General features: G+C 70.8%; 16 protein-coding genes. 5 read left to right on the top strand and 11 right to left on the bottom strand.

What is annotated here, in order from left to right; translation table 11 throughout:
- Positions 1 to 150 precede the first annotated feature (150 nt).
- Both U9J66_RS18180 and U9J66_RS18175 read right to left on the bottom strand, forming a co-directional pair.
- A complete protein-coding gene (locus tag U9J66_RS18180) occupies positions 151 to 1569 on the bottom strand; it encodes an alanine/glycine:cation symporter family protein (protein WP_326338232.1) in 1419 nt (472 codons plus the stop codon).
- Between the two features lie 203 nt (positions 1570 to 1772).
- Positions 1773 to 2024, bottom strand: coding sequence for a DUF6457 domain-containing protein (locus U9J66_RS18175; protein WP_014912347.1), 252 nt, complete (start codon positions 2022 to 2024; stop codon positions 1773 to 1775).
- A 216-nt stretch (positions 2025 to 2240) separates the two neighbouring features.
- Here U9J66_RS18175 and U9J66_RS18170 point away from each other — a divergent pair, with 216 nt between their 5' ends.
- A complete protein-coding gene (locus U9J66_RS18170; protein WP_326338231.1) occupies positions 2241 to 3440 on the top strand; it encodes a glycosyltransferase family 4 protein in 1200 nt (399 codons plus the stop codon).
- Between the two features lie 130 nt (positions 3441 to 3570).
- Here U9J66_RS18170 and U9J66_RS18165 read toward each other — a convergent pair whose 3' ends face one another.
- Positions 3571 to 4899 (bottom strand): pyridoxal phosphate-dependent aminotransferase, encoded by a 1329-nt coding sequence (locus tag U9J66_RS18165; RefSeq protein WP_014911662.1) that lies wholly within the window; start codon positions 4897 to 4899, stop codon positions 3571 to 3573.
- Between the two features lie 149 nt (positions 4900 to 5048).
- On the opposite strand from U9J66_RS18165, the gene U9J66_RS18160 reads away from it, so the two are divergent.
- Entirely contained in the window at positions 5049 to 5999 is a 951-nt protein-coding gene (locus U9J66_RS18160) for a LysR family transcriptional regulator (RefSeq protein ID WP_014908420.1), read from the top strand.
- 93 nt (positions 6000 to 6092) lie between these two features.
- On the opposite strand, the gene U9J66_RS18155 is transcribed toward U9J66_RS18160, so the two are convergent.
- The 3 genes from U9J66_RS18155 to U9J66_RS18145 form a co-directional block, all read right to left on the bottom strand.
- Positions 6093 to 6422, bottom strand: a complete 330-nt coding sequence (locus tag U9J66_RS18155; RefSeq protein ID WP_326338230.1) for a hypothetical protein — start codon at positions 6420 to 6422, stop codon at positions 6093 to 6095.
- Positions 6423 to 6527: 105 nt separating this feature from the next.
- Positions 6528 to 7751 (bottom strand): glycosyltransferase, encoded by a 1224-nt coding sequence (locus U9J66_RS18150; RefSeq protein ID WP_326338229.1) that lies wholly within the window; start codon positions 7749 to 7751, stop codon positions 6528 to 6530.
- A gap of 46 nt (positions 7752 to 7797) precedes the next feature.
- Positions 7798 to 8691, bottom strand: a complete 894-nt coding sequence (locus tag U9J66_RS18145; RefSeq protein WP_202423228.1) for a DMT family transporter — start codon at positions 8689 to 8691, stop codon at positions 7798 to 7800.
- A gap of 436 nt (positions 8692 to 9127) precedes the next feature.
- Here U9J66_RS18145 and U9J66_RS18140 point away from each other — a divergent pair, with 436 nt between their 5' ends.
- On the top strand, positions 9128 to 10768 hold the full coding sequence (locus U9J66_RS18140) for a beta-N-acetylhexosaminidase (protein WP_042281214.1): 1641 nt from the start codon (positions 9128 to 9130) through the stop codon (positions 10766 to 10768).
- A gap of 53 nt (positions 10769 to 10821) precedes the next feature.
- Here U9J66_RS18140 and U9J66_RS18135 read toward each other — a convergent pair whose 3' ends face one another.
- A complete protein-coding gene (locus tag U9J66_RS18135; RefSeq protein WP_161111453.1) occupies positions 10822 to 12075 on the bottom strand; it encodes an alanine racemase in 1254 nt (417 codons plus the stop codon).
- A gap of 169 nt (positions 12076 to 12244) precedes the next feature.
- Positions 12245 to 13285 (bottom strand): glycerophosphodiester phosphodiesterase, encoded by a 1041-nt coding sequence (locus U9J66_RS18130; RefSeq protein ID WP_326338228.1) that lies wholly within the window; start codon positions 13283 to 13285, stop codon positions 12245 to 12247.
- Positions 13286 to 13529: 244 nt separating this feature from the next.
- Here U9J66_RS18130 and U9J66_RS18125 point away from each other — a divergent pair, with 244 nt between their 5' ends.
- Together U9J66_RS18125 and U9J66_RS18120 are read left to right on the top strand one after the other, a co-directional pair.
- On the top strand, positions 13530 to 15014 hold the full coding sequence (locus U9J66_RS18125) for a hypothetical protein (RefSeq protein WP_326338227.1): 1485 nt from the start codon (positions 13530 to 13532) through the stop codon (positions 15012 to 15014).
- A 214-nt stretch (positions 15015 to 15228) separates the two neighbouring features.
- Positions 15229 to 17031: a gamma-glutamyltransferase family protein gene (locus U9J66_RS18120; RefSeq protein ID WP_326338226.1), complete on the top strand. Its 1803-nt coding sequence runs from the start codon at positions 15229 to 15231 to the stop codon at positions 17029 to 17031.
- 392 nt (positions 17032 to 17423) lie between these two features.
- Here U9J66_RS18120 and U9J66_RS18115 read toward each other — a convergent pair whose 3' ends face one another.
- The 3 genes from U9J66_RS18115 to U9J66_RS18105 all read right to left on the bottom strand — a co-directional run bounded on the left by U9J66_RS18115 (position 17424) and on the right by U9J66_RS18105 (position 21535).
- Entirely contained in the window at positions 17424 to 18602 is a 1179-nt protein-coding gene (locus U9J66_RS18115; protein WP_017534252.1) for a C40 family peptidase, read from the bottom strand.
- 193 nt (positions 18603 to 18795) lie between these two features.
- Positions 18796 to 20481, bottom strand: a complete 1686-nt coding sequence (locus U9J66_RS18110; protein ID WP_326338225.1) for a bifunctional 3'-5' exonuclease/DNA polymerase — start codon at positions 20479 to 20481, stop codon at positions 18796 to 18798.
- A 136-nt stretch (positions 20482 to 20617) separates the two neighbouring features.
- On the bottom strand, positions 20618 to 21535 hold the full coding sequence (locus U9J66_RS18105; RefSeq protein WP_014911568.1) for a 2-hydroxyacid dehydrogenase: 918 nt from the start codon (positions 21533 to 21535) through the stop codon (positions 20618 to 20620).
- Between the last annotated feature and the right edge of the window lie 69 nt (positions 21536 to 21604).

Genomic DNA, 21604 nt, shown 5'->3' with positions numbered 1-21604 from the left:
CCCCCGGGGTCGGTGAGGGCGGGGGGGGGGGGGCGGGGCCCCGTCCCCCACTCCCCCGCGGGGGGTTCCCCCACCCCGGTTGCGGGTGGGGGGGGCCGGCCCCTGGGGGCGCCGCCCCCCTCCTCGTTCTTCATCGTGTCGAGGGACGACCTAGCTTCGGACGTCCTCCATGACCGCGTCCGGGTCCCGCCAGTTCGGGAATCCGAAGAACTTCCTGGTCTCGGCGACGATGACCGGGGAGAGCAGGAGCAGACCCACGAGGTTCGGCAACGCCATCAGACCGTTGGCGATGTCGCTGAACAGCCAGACGGCGTCGAGACTGGCGACGGAACCGACGTAGATGATGGCGATGAACACGAGCCGGTAGGGCAGCACGAACTTACGGCCGCCGAGGAACTCCACGCAGCGCTCGCCGTAGTAGGCCCAGCCCAGCAGGGTGCTGAAGGCGAACACGCCGACGGAGATCGCGACGATGTAGGTACCGGCCGCGCCGAGGGCGGGGTCGATGACGCTCAGGCCCTCGGACATGGCCCGAGAGGTGAGCAGCGAGCCGTCACCCGCGTTGTCCGTCTGCCACACACCGGTGACGATGATGACCATGCAGGTCATGCTCACCACGATGATGGTGTCGATGAAGGTCTGGGTCATGGAGACCATGGCCTGACGGACCGGCTGGGTGGTCTTGGCCGCGGCCGCGGCGATACCGCCGGTGCCCAGCCCGGACTCGTTGGAGAAGATGCCGCGGGCGAAGCCCATCTGGATGGCGAGCATGATGCCGGCGCCCGCGAAGCCGCCGGTGGCGGCGGTCCCGGTGAAGGCGTCGGAGAAGACCAGCTGGAGCGCGGGCAGCAGGGCGGCCCAGTTCACCGCGAGCACGATCAGGCAGATGCCCACGTAGCCGATGATCATGATCGGCACGAGCGCGGAGGCGACCCGGCCGATGCTCTTGATCCCGCCGAGGATGACGGAACCGGCGATGATCATGAGGAGCAGACCGACGAGCCAGGCCGGCAGCGGGGTCACGCTGGTGACCTGCTGGGTCAGGGTGTTGGCCTGGGTGCCGTTGCCGATGCCGAAGGCGGCGATGGCGCCGAAGACCGCGAACGCCACCCCGAGGGTGGCGCCGAGGCCGCCCTTGATGCCGTACTTGAGGTAGTACATCGGACCGCCGCTCTGTTCGCCCTTGGCGTCGGCGCGACGGTACTTCACCCCCAGGAGGGCCTCGCTGTACTTGGTCGCCATCCCGAAGATGCCGATGACCCACATCCAGAACAGGGACCCCGGGCCGCCGATACCGATGGCCAACGCCGCGCCCGCGATGTTGCCGACGCCGACGGTGGCGGCCAGGGCGGTGCTCAGGGCCTGGTAGTGCGAGATGTCGCCCTCGACGGACGCGTCCTCCTTACGGCGGACGAAGGCCAACCACATCGCGTGCGGGAGGCGGATGAGCTGGATGAGTCCCAGCCGGACGGTGAGGAAGACACCGACCCCCAGCAGCAGCGGGATGAGGACGAAGGGTCCCCAGATGATGCCGCTGACGAGATCGGCCATCTCAAGGAGTTGGTCCACAGGGGAGCTCCCTTTCGGTGAGTGTGCGGGGTCGAGAGGACCGGCGACGAAGCGGGGGAACCGACGCTCTCGTGGTCACGTCGGCACTGGCGAGCGCTGCGCGATATCGGCACAGAATGGCACCGACGCGTAACGAACACGTCACATGTGTTCCACATGAACGTTGCGTCGCGTCGATCCCGACTCCCGCCGTCTTGTCCCGTTCAGTCCTTTCCGCCCTCGACCTGCTCCAACGCCAGACGTGTGAGCGCGTCCGCGGCGACCTCGGGGTCGACGCCTCGACCTACGGCCACACCGAGCAGGTAGGTCGTGAGCGGCGCGGCCGGGCGTGCCACGGAGTGCGCCGCGTCCCGCGCGAGGTCGAGGACACGGTCGACGTCGGCCTTGTAGAGCGGCTCGCCTCCGGCCGCGCCGAGTTCCTCGCGTACCAGTTCCGTCCATTCCTGGAGGGTCACCGATCAACTCCCTAGAGCGTTCTTTTGACTACATAAAGTGATGATAGCGATGTGCGGGGTCATACGGAGGACGACCGCCCGTACCGGCCACGTCACCCCCTGCTCGTCGAACCCACGCCCCGCCTTCGGACCGGGTTCGTCCGGGAAGCGTCCCCGGTTCACCCGCCGAGCCTAGCGTCGTGGACAGCGAGAACCCGGCGTTGGGAGCCCGTTCGCATGTCCCCCACCACCCCGCTCACCGTCCTCCCCCCGACCACCGATCACGGCCGTCCCCTGAGGGTGGCCATCGTGACCGAATCCTTCCTCCCCCAGGTCAACGGGGTCACCAACTCCGTGTGCCGTGTGGCCGAGCATCTGTCCGCCCGAGGCCACCGGGCCGTCATCCTGGCGCCCGGCCGCGGACCGTCCTCGTACGCGGGTCTCCCCGTCGTGCGTATGCCCGCCGTCCCCCTGCCCGTCTACCGCGACTTCGCGGTCGGGCTGCCCTTCCTCCGCACGATGACCGCGGCCCTGCGCTCCTTCGGCCCCGACGTGGTGCACCTGGCCTCCCCCACCGTCTTCGGCGCCACCGCCGTGGAGGTGGCCCGCCGCTGGGCGCTGCCGACCGTCGGCGTCTTCCAGACCGACCTGGCCGGTTTCGCCGGCCGCTACGGGCTGCCCTGGACCGGCGGCCTCTGGTCGTTGTTGCACAGGACCCACTCTGCGGTGGACCGCACCCTGGTCCCCTCCTCCGCCACGATGGAGGCCCTCTCCGCGCGTTCCTTCCCCCGGCTGGCACTGTGGCGACGCGGGGTGGACACCGTGCGCTTCTCCCCCGGTCACCGTTCCGAGGAATTGCGCCGCAGGCTCTCCCCGGACGGACGGACGCTCGTGGGATACGTCGGTCGTCTGTCCAAGGACAAACGGGTGGAGCTGCTCGCCCACGTCGCCCGACTGCGCGGTATCCGCCTGGTCGTGGTCGGGGAGGGCCCCGACCTCCCCCGGCTGCGCCGTCTCCTGCCGGACGCGGTGTTCACCGGACGACGCACCGGAGACGACCTCTCGCGTCTGTACGCGGCCCTGGACGTGTTCGTGCACACCGGGGCCGACGAGACGTTCTGCCAGACGGTCCAGGAGGCCCTGGCCTCAGGGGTGCCCGTGGTCGCCCCCGCCACCGGCGGGCCGCTGGATCTGGTGACCGACGGGCTCAACGGGCTGTTGTACGCGCCCGACTCGGTACGGGAGTTGAGGGTGGCGGTGGGCCGACTGGCGCACAACCGGACGGTGCGGGCGTCCATGGCCGCCGCGGCACGTCCCTCGGTCGCCCACCGGACATGGGAGACGATCAACGAGGAGCTGATCGAGCACTACAGGTCGGTGATCGCCCCCAGCCGTGAACTGGCCGGAGAGCCGCTCCCCTCGCACAGGGAACCCTGACCGCTCGAGAACGACGAAACGGGCCCCTCCCCGGGAGAGATATGGGGAGGGACCCGTTCGGGGTTGCCGCCGCGCCCCCTTAAAACGCGGCGGCACATCCACGAACCGGTCGGAGACCGACCGGATCGCTTCAGGCCCGGGCCACCTCGCGGCGGACCGGGATGACGGTGGAGGCGTGCTTCGGGCTCTCGGAGAGCACCGAGTCGAGCACCTCGGACAGGCGGGTCAGGTGGGCGCGGACCCACGGCAGGGCCAGTGGGTCACGCGCGGACAGGGCCGCGTAACGACGCTCCTCGGACTCGCCGTAGAGAAGGCTGGTGGCGACCCGCATGCGCAGGGCGTCGGTGCTCTCTCCGAACTCGACCGCGGGCAGGACGCCCATGCCGTACCGCTCCAGCAGCAGGCCCGTGAGCCCGGGGCCGGTGGTCACGCCGTGCAGCTCCGCGAGACGCTCGCGGAGAGGCTCGAAGTCCGGGTAGAGGTAGAAGGCGGCGGTCGGCGCGGCGACCGTGGCACCGGCCCGGGTGAAGACGTCGGTGACGGCGCGGGCCACGATGCCGTGCAGGCGGCGGCTGCGGTCGATGTGGTCGACGAGTTCGTCCGGCTCGGTGAAGGCGTACGACGCGGCCTCTTGGACGGGGGCCGCGGGGCTCGACCAGATCTCGCTGGCCACCCCGAGCAGGCCCCCGCGCAGACGGTGGCCGATCTCGGAGTCCGGCAGGCGCAGGACGCCGATCCGCCAGCCGCCCAGGGCCAGGTTCTTGCTCAGGCCGCTGGAGATGACGGTGCGCTCGGGCGCGTACTCCGCGGGGCTGTGCACGACGACGCGGTCCTCGCCCTCGGGGCCGAGGTGGACCAGGTCGCGGTAGATCTCGTCGGAGATGATGACGAGATCGAGTTCGCGGGCGACCTCGGCGAGGCGGCGGACGGTCTCGGCCGAGGCGACGGTGCCGGTCGGGTTGTCCGGGACGGTGACGACGACGGCGTTGACCGTACGTCCCTGCTCACGGGCGTCGGTGACGGCGGCGTGCAGGAGGTCGGGCTGGGGTACGCCGCCCTGGCCGGTGGCGGTCGGGACCATGATGGGGCGCTGTCCCACCAGGCGGCTCTGCGCGGCGTAGCTGACCCAACTGGGCGCGGCGATGGCGGTGTCCCCACCGATCTCCAGCAGGAGGCTGTAGAGCAGGGGCTTGCTTCCGGGACCGGCGATGACCATGCCGGGGTCGGTCGGGAGTCCCCGACGTTCCCAGTAACCGGCGGCGGCCTCGCGCAGGGCGGCCGATCCGGCGACGGGACCGTAGGCGTTGGCCCCGTTTCCGGCGGAGAGGCGGTCTCGCATGACCGGGTGCACCGGCAACCCGGCCTCCCCGAAGCCGAGCGGCAGAACACGCACCCCCTGGCGGCGCTTGTCGTTGAGAGCTTCGTTGACGGCGAGGGTGGCGGACACAGTGACGGTCATGGACGACTCATCTCCGACTGATCGATTAAGGCGCTGAGCCCCTGTTCGAACCGGTGATCCGCTGGGCGGACGACCTTTGACCCTCACCCTCCCCCGGAATCTCCATCAGTACAAGCGAGTCTTTTCGATGCTGAGCATAAGATGTCCTTATGCTCGATCTCCGTCGCCTCCAATTGCTCCGTGAGTTCAGCGTTCGAGGCACCATCGTCGCGACCGCGAACGCCCTCGGATACACGCCTTCGGCCGTCTCCCAGCAGTTGGCCACACTCGAACGGGAGACGGGGGTCGCGCTCTTGGACCGCTCCCCGAGAGGGGCCGAACTGACCGACGCCGGGCGGTTGCTGGTCACCCAGGCGGAGGAGATCCTGGCCTTGGTGGAGGCGACCGAATCCGTCCTCGCCGAACAGGCGGACATCGCCCTGGGCGTGGTGACCGTCACCGCCTTCCCGACCGCCGCGGTGGCCTTCGCCCCCCGGCTGGCTCCCCCGCTTCGCCGACACGAGGGCATGCAGCTCATCCTGCGTCAGACCCTTCTGGCCACCGGCACCCAGAAGGTGCGTTCACGCGAGGTCGACATCGCGATCATCGACGATTGGACCGGACAGGACCCGGGACGGGGGCCCGACAGCGGGCTGCGCCACGTCCACCTGTTGCGGGACCCGATGGTGCTGGCGGTCCCGGAGGACCACAGGCTGGCCGACCCGGACGTGCCCTTGGTGCTGGACCGGCTGTTGGGGGAATCGTGGATCGTGGCCCCGGCGGGAGAGCGCTCCCGGTACGGCACGGACTCCCTGTTCTCCGAGGTCGGCGGGCTGCCCGCGGCCACATGGGAGTTCGAGGGACTGGGCACGATCCTGAGTCTGGTCTCGAACGGGATCGGGATCGCCGCGGTCCCGGCGTTGGCGATGGTGGGCGCGCCGGCGGGGCTGGTCTACCGTCGGCTGCCCTCGCCTCCGGTCCGGCACCTGTACGCGGTGCTGCGGCCGGCCTCCCTGCGTCGCCCCTCGGTACGGGTGACCCTGGAGGCGCTCAGGCAGGCGGCGCGCGATGTGGAGGGGGAGATCGACCCTCTACCCTCCGGGGAGGAGCTCCCCTACTGAGGACGAGGGCGCACGACATCGAACGCGACGCGTCTCGGCGGACGTGTCACGTTCGACGATCGGGATCGAGGACGGGCGCCGAGCACGGCGCCCTCATTCCCCGCCTCCCCGTTTGCGCGCCTTGTCGATCTTCTTGCGAAGTCGACGACAGACGTGGCGGGCCCGATCGCGATCGTCACGGGCGTTCCACCAACGCGCGTAGACTTCCAGTCTTCGTTTGCGCAGGGACTCCAGTTCGGCCTCCATCCGGCTCACCCGATGCTCCAGGTCGATGCGTTCGCGCTCGAACGACGACATGTCACGCTCGTGGGAACCCGCCTCGCGTTCGGCGCTGTGCAGCCGCTCGTCGAGACCCTCGGTCGCGTTCACGCCCGCGGCGCTCCGGCCGAGGCCTACCTGTCCACTGATGCCTTCGAACCACACAACCTGTGTGTTTCCCGATGTGCCCCAAGATCACCGATGGCTACGCAAAGAATACGGAAAGTGGCCTAAGGCGCTTTTGTCCACTTTCTTGGGAATTCACCGCTTTCAGGCGACCAGAGAACGGTGTGAGGACGCCCGGAGCGTCCCCCGTCCCCTCAGGCTCTCGTAGACCCGCTCGAAGCGTTCGAGAGAACGCCGGTGATCGTGGCCCAGGGCCATCTCCCGACTGGCCGCCCCGAACCTCGATCGCTCCGGACCGAGCACCGTGGCCAGCCGTTCCGCCAACAGCGCGTCGTCGCCCGGCGGGAAGAGGAAGCCGTTGCGCCCCTCCTCCACCAGATGCGGCAACGCCATCGCGTCGGCGGCCACCACCGGCAGCCCCGTCGACATCGCCTCCAACGTGGCGATGCTCTGTAGTTCGGCCACGCCCGCGATCGCGAACGCGTCCGCCGCCGCGTACACCAACGGCAGATCCTCGTCGGGCACGAAGCCCAGGAAGAACACCCTGTCCCCCACGCCGAGACCGGCCGCGAGCGCGCGCAACTCCTCCTCGCACTGCCCCGTCCCGGCCAGGACCAACTGCGCGTCGCGCTCCGGAACGATCCTCGCCAACGCGCGAACGGTGTCGCCGATCCGCTTCTCCTCGTCCAGGCGGCCGACGAAGACCACCGTGTCACGGTCGGGAAGACCGAAACGGAGCCGCGCGCGAGCACGATCGCGGGGTCGGGGATGGAAACGTTCCAGGTCGATCCCGCACGAGATCGCCTCGACCTCCCGCGCGTACCCCTTCTCCCTCAGAAGCTCGGCGGCGCGCGGGGTCGGCGTGGTCACGTGGTCGGCCTCGGCCGCCACCCGGACCATGTCCCGCCAGGCCGCCGCGCCCGCGACCCGCTGCATCGGCCGCGGCACCCGGGCGTGCGCGTACAGGTTGTCCGGCATGAAGTGGTTGGTCAGCAGGACCGGGATCCCCACCGCGCGGGCCCGACGCAGCGCCGAACGGCTGAGCGTGAAATGGCTCTGGGTGTGGACGACGTCGGGGTCCAGCCGACCGAGGAGACGGGTGATGTGACCGCCCATGCCCAACGGCAGGGCCGCTCTCATGTGCTGTTGGAAGGGGATCGGGGCCGAACGCAGCCGGTGCTCGGTGACCGCCCCGTTCACCGTCACGTAGGGGTCCCCCTCGTCCGAGGGGCAGAGTACGTGGACGTGGTGCCCTCGCTCGGCCAGACCCTCGGCGAGACGGTGGGTGAAGTATCCGGCGCCGTTGACGTCGGGCGGGTAGGTGTCCGAGGCGATGAGCACGTTCAGAGGACGGGCGGACTGGGCCATGACGGGCACTCCTTCGTACGACGTGGTCCTGACGTTCGGTCGGGGGTCACCGCGGTCGGTGCCGCCTGGTGACGGTGGTGGTCGCGCGCCCCGGTGCCTCCGGGTTGCGATGTCGGGAACGGGCCAGGCTCACCGTCCCCAGGATCGCCGTGAGCGCGAAGATCCCGGCTCCGACCTGGGCGGCGAGCGTTCCGGGCACCCCTTCTCCGAGTAGGAGGGCCCCGATCCCCACCCCGACCACCGGGTCGGCGATGAGCAGGGTCGCGTAGGCGGCGGCGAAGTGGCCGGTCCGGTAGGCGTTCTGTAGGAGCAGGGCGCCGAAGACCGCGGTCACCACGGCCATCAGGGTGAGCCAGTCGAACAGCCGCAGCGGATCGGTCACGGCCCCGGCGGTGATCACCCGGGCCAGGCCCGAGGTCGTTCCGAGCGCGGCGCCACCCGCCAGGGCCAGGGCGAGCGCCCGGGCCCCGCTGGGCATCCAACGGGCGGTGAGGTAGACGATCGCCCCGAAGGCGATGATGGTGCCGGCCAGCGCCAGACCGGTCCCCGTCGACATGACGGGGGGCCGGGAGCTGTGCGGGAACAGCGACAGCACACCGGCCAGGCCGACCATCACCGCCACGCCCGCGACGATCTGCGAGACGCGGACACGCTGACGGTTGAAGAACGCCGACAGCACGATGGCGAACAGTAGGCCGGTGACCCCGATGGGCTGGATGATGGTGAGCGGGGCTCCACTGAGCGCCACCAGGTGCAGAGAGGCGCCCAGCGCGGCGGCCCCGGTCCCCACGAGCCAGCGCGGTTGGCGCAACAGGTGGAGGAGGAAACCCGCGCGGGCCACCTGTTCCCCCGGAGCCCGGACGGCGTCGCGTTCCTGGAGGGCCGAACCCAACGCCAGACTGAAGGCGCCCACCATGGCGATGAGCACGGACCACACCATCAGCGCCACCGTCCCGCCCCGCTCGGAACGGTCTCCCGCGTTCCCCGCATCCCCGGTACCCCCACCACTCGGTCGCGCCCGTGTCCGACAGGAGAACGGGTATGGCCAGAACAGTACGGTCGGGGCCGTGAGCAGGCGATAACGTCAGCCCCCGTCTCCTCGGTCGTGTCACCCCCACCTCGGAGAGAGGGGTAGACCCGACCACCGGGCGAGGGCGTTCGGCGCGCGATCGCGTTTCGGCGACGCCGACATCGGTCCTCTGTCCCTACGTCTCCCGCAAAAGCCGGTGCGTTAAGAGCCTTTCGGGGTCAAAAGTAGGTATTGGGTAGCCCTAAAAAAGGGACCCTCACGACCGTTAGACGGTGGGGCTGTGCCTCGTTCGGCGAGCGTGACACTATGTCCGGTATTGGTCTAGACCGGATAGGAGCAGTACTCCATGTCTGACAACCCCCGCACCTCACCCATGTCCCTGGTCCCTCTCCCCCGCGAGATCAGGACGGAAGGAGAGGAGGGGCTGGTGCTCACCGCCACCACCCGTCTCTCGGCCGACAACGAGGCCAAGGGCACCCTCTCCTGGCTCCGGCGCGAGCTCGGCGCCGCGACCGGTCTGCCCCTGAACGTCGGCGATGAGGAGGACGCCCGGATCCGGTTGAGCGTCGATCCGACCGCGGGCCTCGGCCGTGAGGGCTACCGTCTGATCGTCGACGGGGAGGGCGCCATCATCGTCGGCAACGACCCCGCCGGTGTCTTCTACGGAGCCCAGACCCTGCGCCAGCTCCTCCCCGTCGACGCCTACCGTGACGCGCCCTTGGGCGAGGAGACCGTCTGGCGACTCCCCGCGGTGCACATCACCGACGCCCCCCGATTCCGATGGCGCGGGGCCATGCTGGACATCGCCCGGCACTTCCAGCCCAAGCGCGAGATCCTGCGCTTCATCGACCTGCTGGCCCTGCACAAGCTCAACGTGCTGCACCTGCACCTGACCGACGACCAGGGATGGCGGATCGAGATCCGTCGCTACCCCCGCCTGACCGAGGTGGGCTCCTGGCGGACCGAGAGCCAGGTCGGCACCTCCAAGCCCCCCGTGTTCGACGGTCGACCGCACGGCGGTTTCCTCACCCAGGACGACATCCGCGAGATCGTGGCCTACGCCGACGCCCGCCACGTCACGGTCGTCCCGGAGATCGACGTGCCCGGGCACTCCCAGGCCGCCATCCACGCCTACCCCGAACTGGGCGAGGTCGGAGAGATCCCGGTCGGCACGCAGTGGGGCATCTTCGAGGAGGTGCTGGCGGTCACCGACAACGTGCTGGAGTTCTACAAGAACGTCTTCGACGAGCTCATCGAGCTGTTCCCCAGCACCTACGTGCACGTGGGCGGGGACGAGTGCCCCAAGACCCAGTGGAAGAACAGCGAGTCGGCGCAGAAGAGGATCCGGGACGAGGGCCTCGCCGACGAGGACGAGCTCCAGAGCTGGTTCATCCGACAGTTGGACGACCACCTGACCGCCCGGGGCCGGCGTCTGCTCGGCTGGGACGAGATCCTCGAGGGCGGTCTGGCCCCGGGCGCCACGGTGATGTCCTGGCGGGGCGAGGAGGGCGGGATCGACGCCGCGCGCGCCGGCCACGACGTGATCATGGCCCCCACCGCCACGTCCTACCTGGACTACAAGCAGTCCGAGAGCCCCGACGAGCCCGTCCCCGTGGGCACCCTGCTCCGGGTGGAGGACGTGTACGACTCCGGGATCGTCCCGTCCGGTCTCACCGAGGAGGAGACCGAGCACGTGCTGGGCGCCCAGATGAACCTGTGGAGCGAGCACGTCGACAACGCGCGCCGGCTCGACTACATGGTCTTCCCGCGGCTGACCGCCTTCTCGGAGAAGGTGTGGTCCTCCCACGAACGCGACTACGCCGCCTTCGAACCGCGCCTTCGGGAACACCTGCGCCGCCTGGACGCGGCGGGGGTGGAGTACCGCCCCCTGGACGGTCCTCGTCCCTGGCACACCCGTCCCGGTGTGTACGGCTGGGGCTACTCCCCCGACGGTGAGGCGCCCGAGCAGGGCCACGACCGGGCCTGAGCCCGCGCGGGGGCGGTGCGAGCGCACCGCCCCCGCCTTCGGCCGCGGGAGGCTCAGAAGTAGGTGGCGATGACGTCGACCACCCGGTCCTCGTCATCGACGACCGGGATGATCCGCCAACGGTCGAAGGCCGTGCACGGGTGGGAGATCCCGAAGGAGACCAGATCCCCCGGGCGCAGGGTGGTACCGGAGGACACCTCGAGGTAGGCGTGGTGGTCGTTGAGCCCGACCACCTCGATCCCCTCCGCCGGCACGGTCTCCCCGTCCACGCGGCGTACCACCCGGGGGATCGGATACCCCTGGTCGTGGTTGGCCTCGCGGCGGCCCATCCCGGCGATCGCCAGGCCCTCCTCCGGGACCGAGGTGATCTGCGCCCACAGTTCGAGGGCGCCGGCGAGGGCCTCCGGACCCTCGGGAAGACGGTTGTAGGGGGTCGTGCGCCGGTAGAGCCCGTCGTCGTGGGCGACGTAGGCGCCACTGCGCAGGATCGGGACCACGTCCTCGCGGCCGCCCAGGGCGTCGGCGACCAGGTCGAACCAGGCGCTGCCGCCGACGGAGAGCACCGGCCGTTCCAGACCGTGCTCCCCGGCCAGGGCCGACGCGTCTTCGAGGAGATCGTCCAGGAATCCCCGCACGCCCTCGGCGTCGCCGAGCTGTCCCTCGTAGCCCGCGACCCCGGCGAGCTCCAGTCCCGGCGCGTTCACGACCTCGCGGGCGATCGACAGTACGCCCTCGCGTGTCCGTCGCCCCGTACGGCCGCCGGGGGTCCCCCGTTCGACCAGCACCCGGAGCGGGCGGCCGTTCTCGCGCGTGACTCCGCCGGGCGCCGAGGCCTCCGAGGCGATCGCGACGCCCTCCGAGGAGTCGACGTAGAAGAGGAACTCGAAGTCGGGATCGGCGTCGAGCTCGGCGACCGCCCAGCTCAAGGCCTTGGGGTCGAGCAGCTCGTTGGCGACCAGGATCCGACTCACCCCGAAGCCGCGGAAGGCCAGTGCCTGGCCCGCGGTGGCCGCGGTGATCCCCCAGGCCCCCGCCTCGATCTGACGCCGGGTGATGACCGGCGACATCGCGGTCTTGCCGTGCGGGGCGAACAGCAGACCGCGCTCCCGGGAGAAGTCGGAGAGCGCGGAGAGGTTGCGGTCCAGGTCCGAGGCGCGCAACACCATGAGCGGCCAGGTGAACGGCCCGGTGAACAGATGATCCCGACGAGAGGCGAACTCGTCGAGGGTGATGGGATCCCTCGGCCACCACAGGCCCTTGGTGTGCCGGTCGATGTACTCCTCGGGGACGGACAGCCGGTCGCTCACGTGGTCTCCGCTTCCTGGCCGGCCCGGTTCCGGAAGGTGCCGTTCGGGCTCCTCCGGAACCGGGTGCTGAGGTTCGTTCCGGCACCGATCATCGCACCGACGTCGAGAGCCGTCGGAGACCGGGGCCACCGGATCGATCCTCGCCCCACGACCGGGGCGGAAGGAGCGGCTAGTCCTCGTCCTGCCCCTGATCGTCGTCGTTCTCGTCCTGCCCCTGGTCGTCCTCCGTCGACCGCTCACGCTCGGCGAGGAACTCGTCGATGACGTCCCGGCCCACGGCGGGGAAGTCGGTGATGAACCCGTCGACCCCGGTCTCCAGGGTCCGGCGCATCTGCTCGGGGTCGTTGATCGTGTACGGCATGATCTCCAGGCCCGCCTCGTGGACGGCGGACACGTAGTCGGCGTCGACGTCCTTGTAGGAGGGGTTGATCATGCGGGCCCAGGAGTGCTCCTCGATCCGGTCCACGGGGACCAGGCCGAGCAGACCGTGCGGAACGGAGGGCAGCAGCTCCTGCGACAGCTCGGTGGACTCCCAGTCGAAGCTCTGCACCACGAGGCGGTGCGGCTCGTCGGGCGAGTCGGGCATCAGCCAGTAGGGGCTCCGCGCCAGTTCGTCCGCGATCCGCTTCTCGATCCCGGGGTAGAGCTCGGGGGCCTTGATCTCCAGGAGCAGGTTCATCTCGTGTTCCTGGAGGCGGTCCAGGACCTCGCGCAGGTCGGGGACCGGTTCGCCCGTGTACTCGGGCCCGAAGGAACTTCCGGCGTCGAGGCGGCGGATCTCCTCCATCGTGAAGTCGCCGACGTCGTAGGGCGCCCGGCCGGGGAAGACCTCGGCGACGTCGGTGGTGCGTTCGAGCGTGGTGTCGTGCATGATGACGAGCTCGTCGTCCGCGGTGAGCTGGACGTCGACCTCGACGGTCTCCGCGCCGAGTCGGTCGGCCTCGTCGATGGCCGCGAGGGTGTTCTCGGGCGCGGTGCCCGAGGCCCCCCGGTGGGCGACGGCGATGATCGGGCGGGACGAGGTCTCGGAGTCGAGTCCGACGCGCTGCGCCCCGGGGCCGGCCGAACCGGTGGTGGTCGGTGTGGTCGTCTCACGTTCCTGCGGAGCGAGAGCGGACGTGGTCGCGAGAGCGGGGCTCGCGAGAACGGACAACGAGAGTGTTGTGACTCCGACGATGAAACCGATGCGCTGGTGCACCGGGCCTCCCATATTCGCGTGGACTGGCCGACTGCACCCTTCAGGGTGAGCGCGCCCGGTGACCTGTCGGTGACCGTGCGCGGAGCAGTCGGTGATCCGCCGCCCATCTTCTGGTGGCCGAAACCACCATGACCGACGAATCTCACCCTATGTATGCCTTTGGCTACTTCATGTCCGATTTTTGACTACAAGCCCTTCGGTAAACACGGAGGGTCTTGAAAAAATCACTAGCAGTAGTCGATGGGAAGGAACACGCATGCGCAAGCACCACAAGAGGTGGGTCGCGCTCCTCGGCGCCGCCGCGATCTCGACCTCGGGTCTGGTCGGCCTCGCCGGAACGGCGGCGGCGGACGACAGGGACGCCCAGGCGTTCGCCTGGCCGATGATCGAACAGGGGACGTCCTCGTACAGCATCGACGGGTACGAGATCGGCTACCTTCCCCCGGAACTGGGCGACTACGGCATCAACGCCACGTCCACGACGGACCGTCACGGGGACCGGGAGTCACGTGTCTCGTGGGTCCGAGGCCCCGACCAGCTCTACGCCCGGGTCGGGATCCTGCGCTCCGAACGCGTCCAGGACCTGGAGGACCTCCGGGAGAGCCGCTACAGCCACCTGTCCAAGGACTCGTTGGAGGCGCTCCCCGAGAGCGAGACGTTCCCGAGCGGGGCCTATCTGTCCGAGGGGACCGGCGACCTCTTCTGGGTCGAGGAGCCGGGCATCGCCGTCACCACGCATCTGCGCCCCGAACTGTGGGATCGGGCCGAACTGCTGCGGATGGCCGAGGCGGTCGCCCCGTTGGACGACGGCGCCGCGATCGAGAACGTGCCCGCGACGACCGAGGAACCCGCGGCCGAGACCGTCGCCGTGGAACCCGTGACCGAGGAGGCCGCCGCGGAGGCCGTGTCCGAGGAGGTGCCGGTGGAGGAGACCCCCGCCGAGGAGACCGCCGCTCAGGAGACCCCGGCCGGGCCCGCCTCCGGTCAGGGGGAGGTCGAGACCCCCGCCGAGGAGGCGGTGAAGGAGGAGACCCCCACCGAGCAGGCCCCCGCCGAGGAGACCGCCGCCGAGGAGGGCCAGGCCGAGGCACCCACCGAGGAGGTCGCCGAAGAGGCGCCCGCCCAGGAGGGGGCCACCGAGGTGACGGCCCCCGAGACCCCGGCCGAGGAGAGCGTCTCCGAGGGCGTCGGGCTCCCCGAAGGCGTCACCTCCCGTGAGGTGAAGACCTGCCTGATCGAACGCTTCGTCGACCTCGACACCGGGGAGAGCCGACTCGACCGATCCAGGATGACCCCCACCGCCGAGCGGTACCTCGACGAGGCGTTGGCCGCGAAGCCCTTGGACGACACCGGGCGCGACCGTCTGCTCGCCACCGTCTGGTACTACGGCGACGAGGGCGACAAGGCCGCCGCGACCGACGACTGCGCCCAGCGGTTCTCGCTTCGGGACGAGGAGGTCGAGGGCGTGCTCGACCAGGTCTCCGACCTGATCGCCGGGATGATCCGCGACGCGGAGGAGGTGGCCTTCGGCTCGGAGGAGACCACCGAGGAGGCCCCGGCCGAGGCGCCCGTCGAGGAGGTCGCCCCCGAAGCGACGGACACCGCCGATGGCACCGAGACCACGACCCGGGAGAGCGCGGAGCAGGAGAGCCCCGAGCTCGTCATCGACCCGATCGGCGCGGCCGAGTGGAACGAACTCCTGGACTCACTGCCCTGGAGCCTTCCGGGTACGACCCGCTAGGACGGAGGGAGCGATCTCCCGTCCGATCGATCGGCCCGGGGTCGGCGCGTACCCGCCGGCCCCGGGTTCTCTTCGTCCGCTCCCCGCCCCTCCCCCCAGAACCTCCCATTCGCCCTCAATTCACCAGAACTCATGCTGTACCGTCACCCTCGTCCGATCGGCACGCCCCGCACCGATGGTCCGGCCATCCCCCATCCCACAGGAGGACGAGTCCATGTCCGGTTTCACCACACGACCCCAACTCCGCGGCGACTTCGGCATGATCGCCTCCACCCACTGGCTGGCCAGCGCCACCGGCATGTCCGTCCTCGAACGCGGCGGCAACGCCTTCGACGCGGCCGTCGCCGCGGGCTTCACCCTCCAGATCGTCGAACCCCACCTGAACGGCCCGGGCGGTGAGGTCCCGATCATCTTCCAGGCGGCCGGCCGTGCCCCCCGCGTACTCTGCGGCCAGGGCGTCTCCCCCGCCGCCGCGACCATCGAGGCCTTCGCCGGCCGGGACCGCATCCCCGGCAGCGGTGTTCTGGCCGCCACCGTCCCCGGCTCCTTCGACGCCTGGATGCTCCTGCTCCGCGACCACGGCACCATGAGCGTCCGCCAGGTCCTCGACCACGCCATCGGCCTGGCCGAGCGCGGCTACCCCGTCCTCCCCCGGATCGCCGCGGCGATCGAGAACCTCCGCCCGGTCTTCTCCGAACACTGGACCGGATCCGCCTCCGTCTACCTGCCGCACGGCGTCCTCCCCACCGCCGGATCCCGCCTGAACAACCCCCTGCTCGCCGCCACCTACCGGCGGATCGTCGCCGAGGCCGAGGCCGCCGGCGGCGACCGCGAGGCACAGATCGACGCGGCCCGCCGCGCCTGGTCCCAGGGGTTCGTGGCCGAGGCCGTCGGCGCCTTCCTCGCCAAGCCCGTCGTCAACGGCCGCGGAGAACCCGAACGGGCCCTGCTGACCGCGGCGGACATGGCCGACTGGAGCGCGTCCTACGAGGACCCGGCCTCCGTGACCTATGGCCACCACACCGTGCACAAGACCGGCCCTTGGGGTCAGGGCCCCACGATGCTCCAGCAGCTCCGCATGGCCGAGGTCCTCGGCCTCGGATCCGACGTACGCGAGGGGGTCGGTGTCGACTTCGTGCACGGGGTCACCGAGGTCGCCAAGCTCGCCTTCGCCGACCGTGAGGGCTGGTACGGCGACCCCGACTTCGTCGACGTCCCGATCGACGGGCTGTTGAGCTCCGGGTACGCCGAGGAGCGCGCCCGTCTGGTCGACCGGGAACGCAGCCTTCTCGACCCGCGTGCGGGCTCCCCCGACGGCCGTCCGCCCTTCGACGCGCCGCTGTACCTGGCCGACGAGACCCCCGGGGACCGCACCACCGGCGAGCCCACCGTGCGCAACGCGGCCATCGGCTCGCCCACCGACCACCGCGGCGACACCTGCCACGTGGACGTCGTGGACGCCGACGGCAACATGGTGTCGGCGACCCCGAGCGGCGGCTGGCTCAGCAGCTCCCCGGTCATCCCCGAGCTCGGCTTCCCGCTCGGTACCCGCGCCCAGATGTTCTGGCTGGACCCGGCCTCGCCCAACTCCCTCGCCCCGAGGAAGCGGCCTCGGACCACCCTGTCGCCCACCCTGGTCACGCGCGAGGACGGTCAGGCGGTCCTGGCCATCGGCACCCCCGGCGGCGACCAGCAGGACCAGTGGACGACCACCGCGCTGCTGCGCGTGCTCAACGGGGTGGACGACCTCCAGGAGGTCCTGGACACCCCGATGTTCCACACCAACGCCTTCGCCAGCTCCTTCCACCCGCGCGAGACGATCCCCGGGGACCTGACCGTCGAGCCCGGCGTCGGCGAGGAGAACATCGAGGAGCTCCGTCGACGCGGCCACCGCGTCCAGGTCGCCGCCCCCTGGTCCCTGGGTCGTCTGGCCGCCGTGGCCCGCGACCCCGAGACCGGTGAACTGCGCGCCGCCGCCGACGCGCGCGTGATGCAGGGGTACGCCGCCGGCCGGTGAGCCATGAGGCCCGGTGCTCCCCCGCCGGGCCTCTCCCGGCGTCTCGCCGAGGACCGCGTTCCACGTCGGTCGTGCCCGGGAGGAACGGTGCTTTGGGGTGACTTGAGGCGCCGTGCGCGCCTTGGTCGGACCTCTTGCCAAATCGTCCGGTCACTGCTTACCTAGACCCTGTGCCAAGGCGCCCCCGGCGATCGCCGATCGTGGTGCGCCCTCACAACTCCATACCACCAACACAGGGTTGACGACCGCTGTCTCCCCCTCCCTCAGCGGTGACCCTGTCTCCCCTCCTGACCGAGGCCTGCCTTCCCCTCCCGGCGGTTGTTCGGACAAGGAGAAGACGGGCCGCGGTGCCACCGGAAGGTGACACCGCGGCCCGTCTCCGTTCCACCCGGTCAGGTCTGGACGCGCACCGCGCCCGCGTAGTTCTCGGTCCGGACCGGGGTGACCCGGACGTCCAGGCCGGTCCTCGGGGCCTCCAGCATCTGGCCGTCGCCGAGGTAGATGGCCACGTGCGAGATGTAGTCGGGCGCCGTCGGGTCCGAGCGCCAGAAGATGAGGTCTCCCCGCCGAAGGTCGTCCCACTCCACCCGGGGGCCCGCGTTCCACTGGTCGTGGGTGACCCGCGGAATGCTCACGCCCGCCTCGGCGAAGGCCCACTGGAGCAGCCCCGAGCAGTCGAAGCCCACGTTCGGGGTGGTGCCGCCCCACACGTAGGGCACGCCCAGCTGGCTCTCCGCCTTGGCGATGACCTGCTCGATCACGCTGGGCGGCACGACGTCGCCGTCCTCCAGCGGCTCGGGGGCGTCCGCCACGAGCTGGAGCTGGGTGTCCTCGCCGAGGGCCTCGCCCAAGGCCTCGTGCAGTTCCCACAGGTCGGCGTCGGGCGCCGAGATGATCAGGGCGTTGCCCTCGGGCATACCGAGCTCGCGTGCGCGCTCGCGGGAGACCAGCGCGTCGATCCCGGCGATACCCGAGGTGGCGTGGGTCCACACCTCCATGGGCACCCGACCGTGGGCCCCTGCGAGGGTGACGTCCCCGCCGACCTCGAGCTCGCGCTCGGTGCCCGCGTCCTTGGACAGGGCGATGTGGCCTTCGGCGACGCCCTGCCAGACCTCGTCGGACTCGGCCGAGGGACGAGGTGCGTGGTTGCGGAAGGTGGAGGGGTTCACCCCCAGCACGGAGGTGGTCTCCCCGTCGAGGGCGACGCGGGCCGCGTCGACGGTCAGGACGTTCTCCACCCCGGAGACCCGACGGACCTCGTCGACCGCCTCACGGGGCAGGGGTGCGTCGGAGACCGCGAAGTACTCGACGGAACGGGCCTCCTTATAGGGGGCCACGTAGGTGTCGCCGCGAAGTTCGTCGACGTCGGCGACGTCCGGCGACTCACTCGCCTCGGCGGCGATCCGGGGCTGGGAGCCACTCGGCACGCCATCGTCGAGAGAGGTCTGGTGGGACGGTGGGGGCCTGTCGTCGATCACGGGTTCGGCCAGGGCCGGGGATGCCCCGAAGGCCGTGAAGGCGACCGCCAAGGCGGCCGTGGTGCCCGCACACGTTCTGAGACGGTTCCGCACGGGGGTCGATCACCCTTTCTGCGACCGCGGCGCGCGGGGGAAGCGCTGCGGCACACGGCCCTCGGTTGAAGTGTTCGCGTCCCAGAATGAGCGCACCCGGCCCCGTTTTCAAGAATCCCACGCCGTCCGATATCGGACGTCTACCTTTCGTCCAGGTGACGGATGGGAGAACGCATCGGGCTCTCGCCTCCGATCAGGTCTTCGCGTAACAGTCGGTGACCGAGATGTCGAGGGGGAAGCGCACCGGGGTGTCACCGAAGAGGGTCGTACGGGTGAGGGTCTCGGCCCGATGGATCGCCCGGACCGTCTCCTCCGCCAGTTCCTCGGGAACGTGGAGGACGACCTCGTCGTGGACGAAGAAGACGATCCCGCAGCCCTCGGGCATCGATGGCGACTCCTGACGTAGTGAGGCCAGCAGCACCAGGGCCCACTCCGCCGCGGTGGCCTGGACGACGAAGTTCCGGGTGAAGCGGCCGTGGGCGCGACGTCGCCGCTCTCCGTCCGCGCGCGCGATCGTGGCCGTCCAATCGCTCGGCGCGGGGGAGGTCCGCCCGAGCCAGGAACGGACGATGCCGCCGCCCTCTCCGGTCCGGGCCGCGGCGTCCACGTAGCCCAGGGCCCTCGGGTACAGGCGCCGCATCGTGGCCAGCAACGGCGCGGCGTCGCCCGAGGTCTGTCCGTACATGGCGGAGAGCATCCCGATCTTCGCGCGTTCCCGGTCGTCCCCCACGTGCGCGGCCAGGCGGGCGTACAGGTCCTCCTCCGCCGCGGCCTCCGCCAGGGCGCGGTCCCCCGAGACGGCCGCGAGGACCCTCGGTTCGAGCTGCCCGGCGTCGGCGCGGATCAGGAGCCGTCCCGGGTCCGCCCGGACCGCGCCCCGAACCGCTTTGGGGATCTGTAGGGCGCCGCCGCCCCGGGTGGCCCAACGTCCCGAGACGACACCGCCCACGACGTAGTCGGGACGGAACCGGCCCGTTCTCGGCCCGTCGGGGCGTTCGGGGTCGCGCCTCTCCTCGACCCAGGTCTCCAGCCAGCTCCACCCGTTGGCCGAATGGAGTCGGGCGAGTTCCTTGTACCTCAGCAGGAGTGGGACGACCGGGTGATCGATCCGCTCCAGCACCCAGGATCGGGTGGACTCGACCGGGTGCCCCACCCAGGCCATGGCCCTCAGCACCTGGGCCGGCGAGTCGGGGTTGACCTCGTGCCCCACCACCTCGCCGATCCGAGCGGCCAGTTCGGCCAGGACACGGGGGCGCTGCCCGGCGGGAGGCCGGGGGCCGAGGATCTCGGTGAGGATCCGGTCGTGGACGTCGGGCCGCCAGGGAAGGCCGTCGTGACTCATCTCCACCGCCGCCAGCGCCCCGGCCGACTCGACCGCGACGAGGAGCGAGAACCGAGCGGGGGCGGGCGATTCCGCCACACGCTCGCGTTGCCCACGATGGACCTCGATGAGCGCGTCGAGCCGGTCCGTGCCGGGCGGCAGGGTGGAACGGTCGGCCTCGAACAGGGTCGGCTGGGCCGTCGTCCCCTCTCCCGACCGTCGCACGGGATCGTCGGGGACGGCGAGGTCATGGGCCCGGGCCCAGGCCGCGCCCAGCGAGCGCGGTTCGCCGTGCCGGGCCGCGTGCCCGAGCAGGAGGGCCTCGGTGAGCTCGACGTCGTGGCAACGGCGCACCCGTACCCCGGCCCGGACCAGCTCCGGGTAGACGTCCTCGGTGGCCGCCCAGATCCAGCGCGGCGGTTCCCCCGCCTCTCCCTCGATCCGGCCGACCTCGGCCGCCAGGTCGTCCACGTGACGGGCCGGGCCGACCGGCGCACCGCCGTCGAGCTCCCTCAGCCGGCCTCCACCCTCCCCGTCGGGGACCACCGCGATACGCATACCGCCAGTCTCCTCCTCGGGTACGACGAACGGGAGGAGACCCGCGACGAACATCGCCCCCTGGTCACGCGGCCACGCGGCCACGCGAGGCGACCGTCCCACCCGGAGGGCTCTCTCCGGGCGGGGCGGCGGTCGATCAGCGTCCGGGGCGCACGACGTTGGCGAGCGCCTCGCCCTTCGCCCACCGGGCCAGCTGCTCGTCCATGAAGGCGCGGGCCCGCGGATAGAAGGCCGCCGAACCGCCCGCCACGTGCGGGGTGAAGTACACGCCGGGGGCCTCCCAGAGCGGGTGTTCGACCGGCAGCGGTTCGGGATCGGTGACGTCCAGCGCCGCACGGATCCGCCCGTTCTCGGCGATCAGGGCCTCGGTGTCCAGAACGGGGCCGCGCCCGACGTTGACGACCAGGGCGTCGTCGCGCAACAGGGAGAACTCGCGCCGACCGAACAGGCCGCGGGTGGCCTCGGTGAGCGGGGTGACCAGGACGACCACGTCGACCTCCGGCAACAGCGCGTGCAATTCGTCCACGCCGTGCACGTCCTCGTCCGGCCGTGCCCGCCCGGCGACCCGGACCACCTCGGTCTCGAACGGCAGCAGGCGCCGTTCGATCGCCCGGCCGATGCTGCCGTATCCGACGATCATCACCCGGGAGTCGGCCAGGGAACGCTGCGGGCTCGGGGTCCACCGACGTTCGCGCTGGTCGATCGCCCACCGCGGCAGTTCACGCTGCGCGGCGAGGATGAGAGCGAGCGTGTGCTCGGCGGTACTGGCGTCGTGCAGCCCCCGCCCGTTGCACAGGGTGACGTGGTCGGGCACCAGGTCGAGCACCTGCTCGTACCCGGCCGAGACCAACTGGAGGACGCGCAGTTCCGGCATTCGGCCGATGATGTCCAGCCGTTCGTCCACTCCCTGGGTGGAGGGGACGTAGGGCACCTGGTAGAAGGTGACGTCCTCCAGTTCGGCCGGAGCCGGCCCTCCGGCGTACAGGTCGACGTGGAGCGAGTCGGGAGCGTTGTCCCTGTTCTGTTCCCACTGCACCAGTGCTCGGCCGCCCATGACGTGCGTCCTCCCTCGGTATTGGTCCGTGTCACGCGACACCCTAGACGCTCACCTCGGCGCCGACCT

The sequence above is a fragment of the Nocardiopsis sp. LDBS1602 genome, assembly GCF_035818715.1.
GTDB lineage: Bacteria > Actinomycetota > Actinomycetes > Streptosporangiales > Streptosporangiaceae > Nocardiopsis > Nocardiopsis alba.
Note: the sequence above shows the minus strand (reverse complement) of the source record. Positions and strands in the feature narration are given on the sequence as shown.

Excerpts from the sequence above, each read along its gene's own strand:
- U9J66_RS18110 (WP_326338225.1), bottom strand. The coding sequence starts at position 20,481 with ATGCGTATCGCGGTGGTCCCCGACGGGGAGGGTGGAGGCCGGCTGAGG.
- U9J66_RS18160 (WP_014908420.1), top strand. The coding sequence starts at position 5,049 with ATGCTCGATCTCCGTCGCCTCCAATTGCTCCGTGAGTTCAGCGTTCGA.
- U9J66_RS18170 (WP_326338231.1), top strand. The coding sequence starts at position 2,241 with ATGTCCCCCACCACCCCGCTCACCGTCCTCCCCCCGACCACCGATCAC.
- U9J66_RS18150 (WP_326338229.1), bottom strand. The coding sequence starts at position 7,751 with ATGGCCCAGTCCGCCCGTCCTCTGAACGTGCTCATCGCCTCGGACACC.
- U9J66_RS18130 (WP_326338228.1), bottom strand. The coding sequence starts at position 13,285 with ATGGGAGGCCCGGTGCACCAGCGCATCGGTTTCATCGTCGGAGTCACA.
- U9J66_RS18105 (WP_014911568.1), bottom strand. The coding sequence starts at position 21,535 with ATGGGCGGCCGAGCACTGGTGCAGTGGGAACAGAACAGGGACAACGCT.
- U9J66_RS18125 (WP_326338227.1), top strand. The coding sequence starts at position 13,530 with ATGCGCAAGCACCACAAGAGGTGGGTCGCGCTCCTCGGCGCCGCCGCG.
- U9J66_RS18140 (WP_042281214.1), top strand. The coding sequence starts at position 9,128 with ATGTCTGACAACCCCCGCACCTCACCCATGTCCCTGGTCCCTCTCCCC.
- U9J66_RS18145 (WP_202423228.1), bottom strand. The coding sequence starts at position 8,691 with ATGGTGTGGTCCGTGCTCATCGCCATGGTGGGCGCCTTCAGTCTGGCG.
- U9J66_RS18165 (WP_014911662.1), bottom strand. The coding sequence starts at position 4,899 with ATGACCGTCACTGTGTCCGCCACCCTCGCCGTCAACGAAGCTCTCAAC.
- U9J66_RS18120 (WP_326338226.1), top strand. The coding sequence starts at position 15,229 with ATGTCCGGTTTCACCACACGACCCCAACTCCGCGGCGACTTCGGCATG.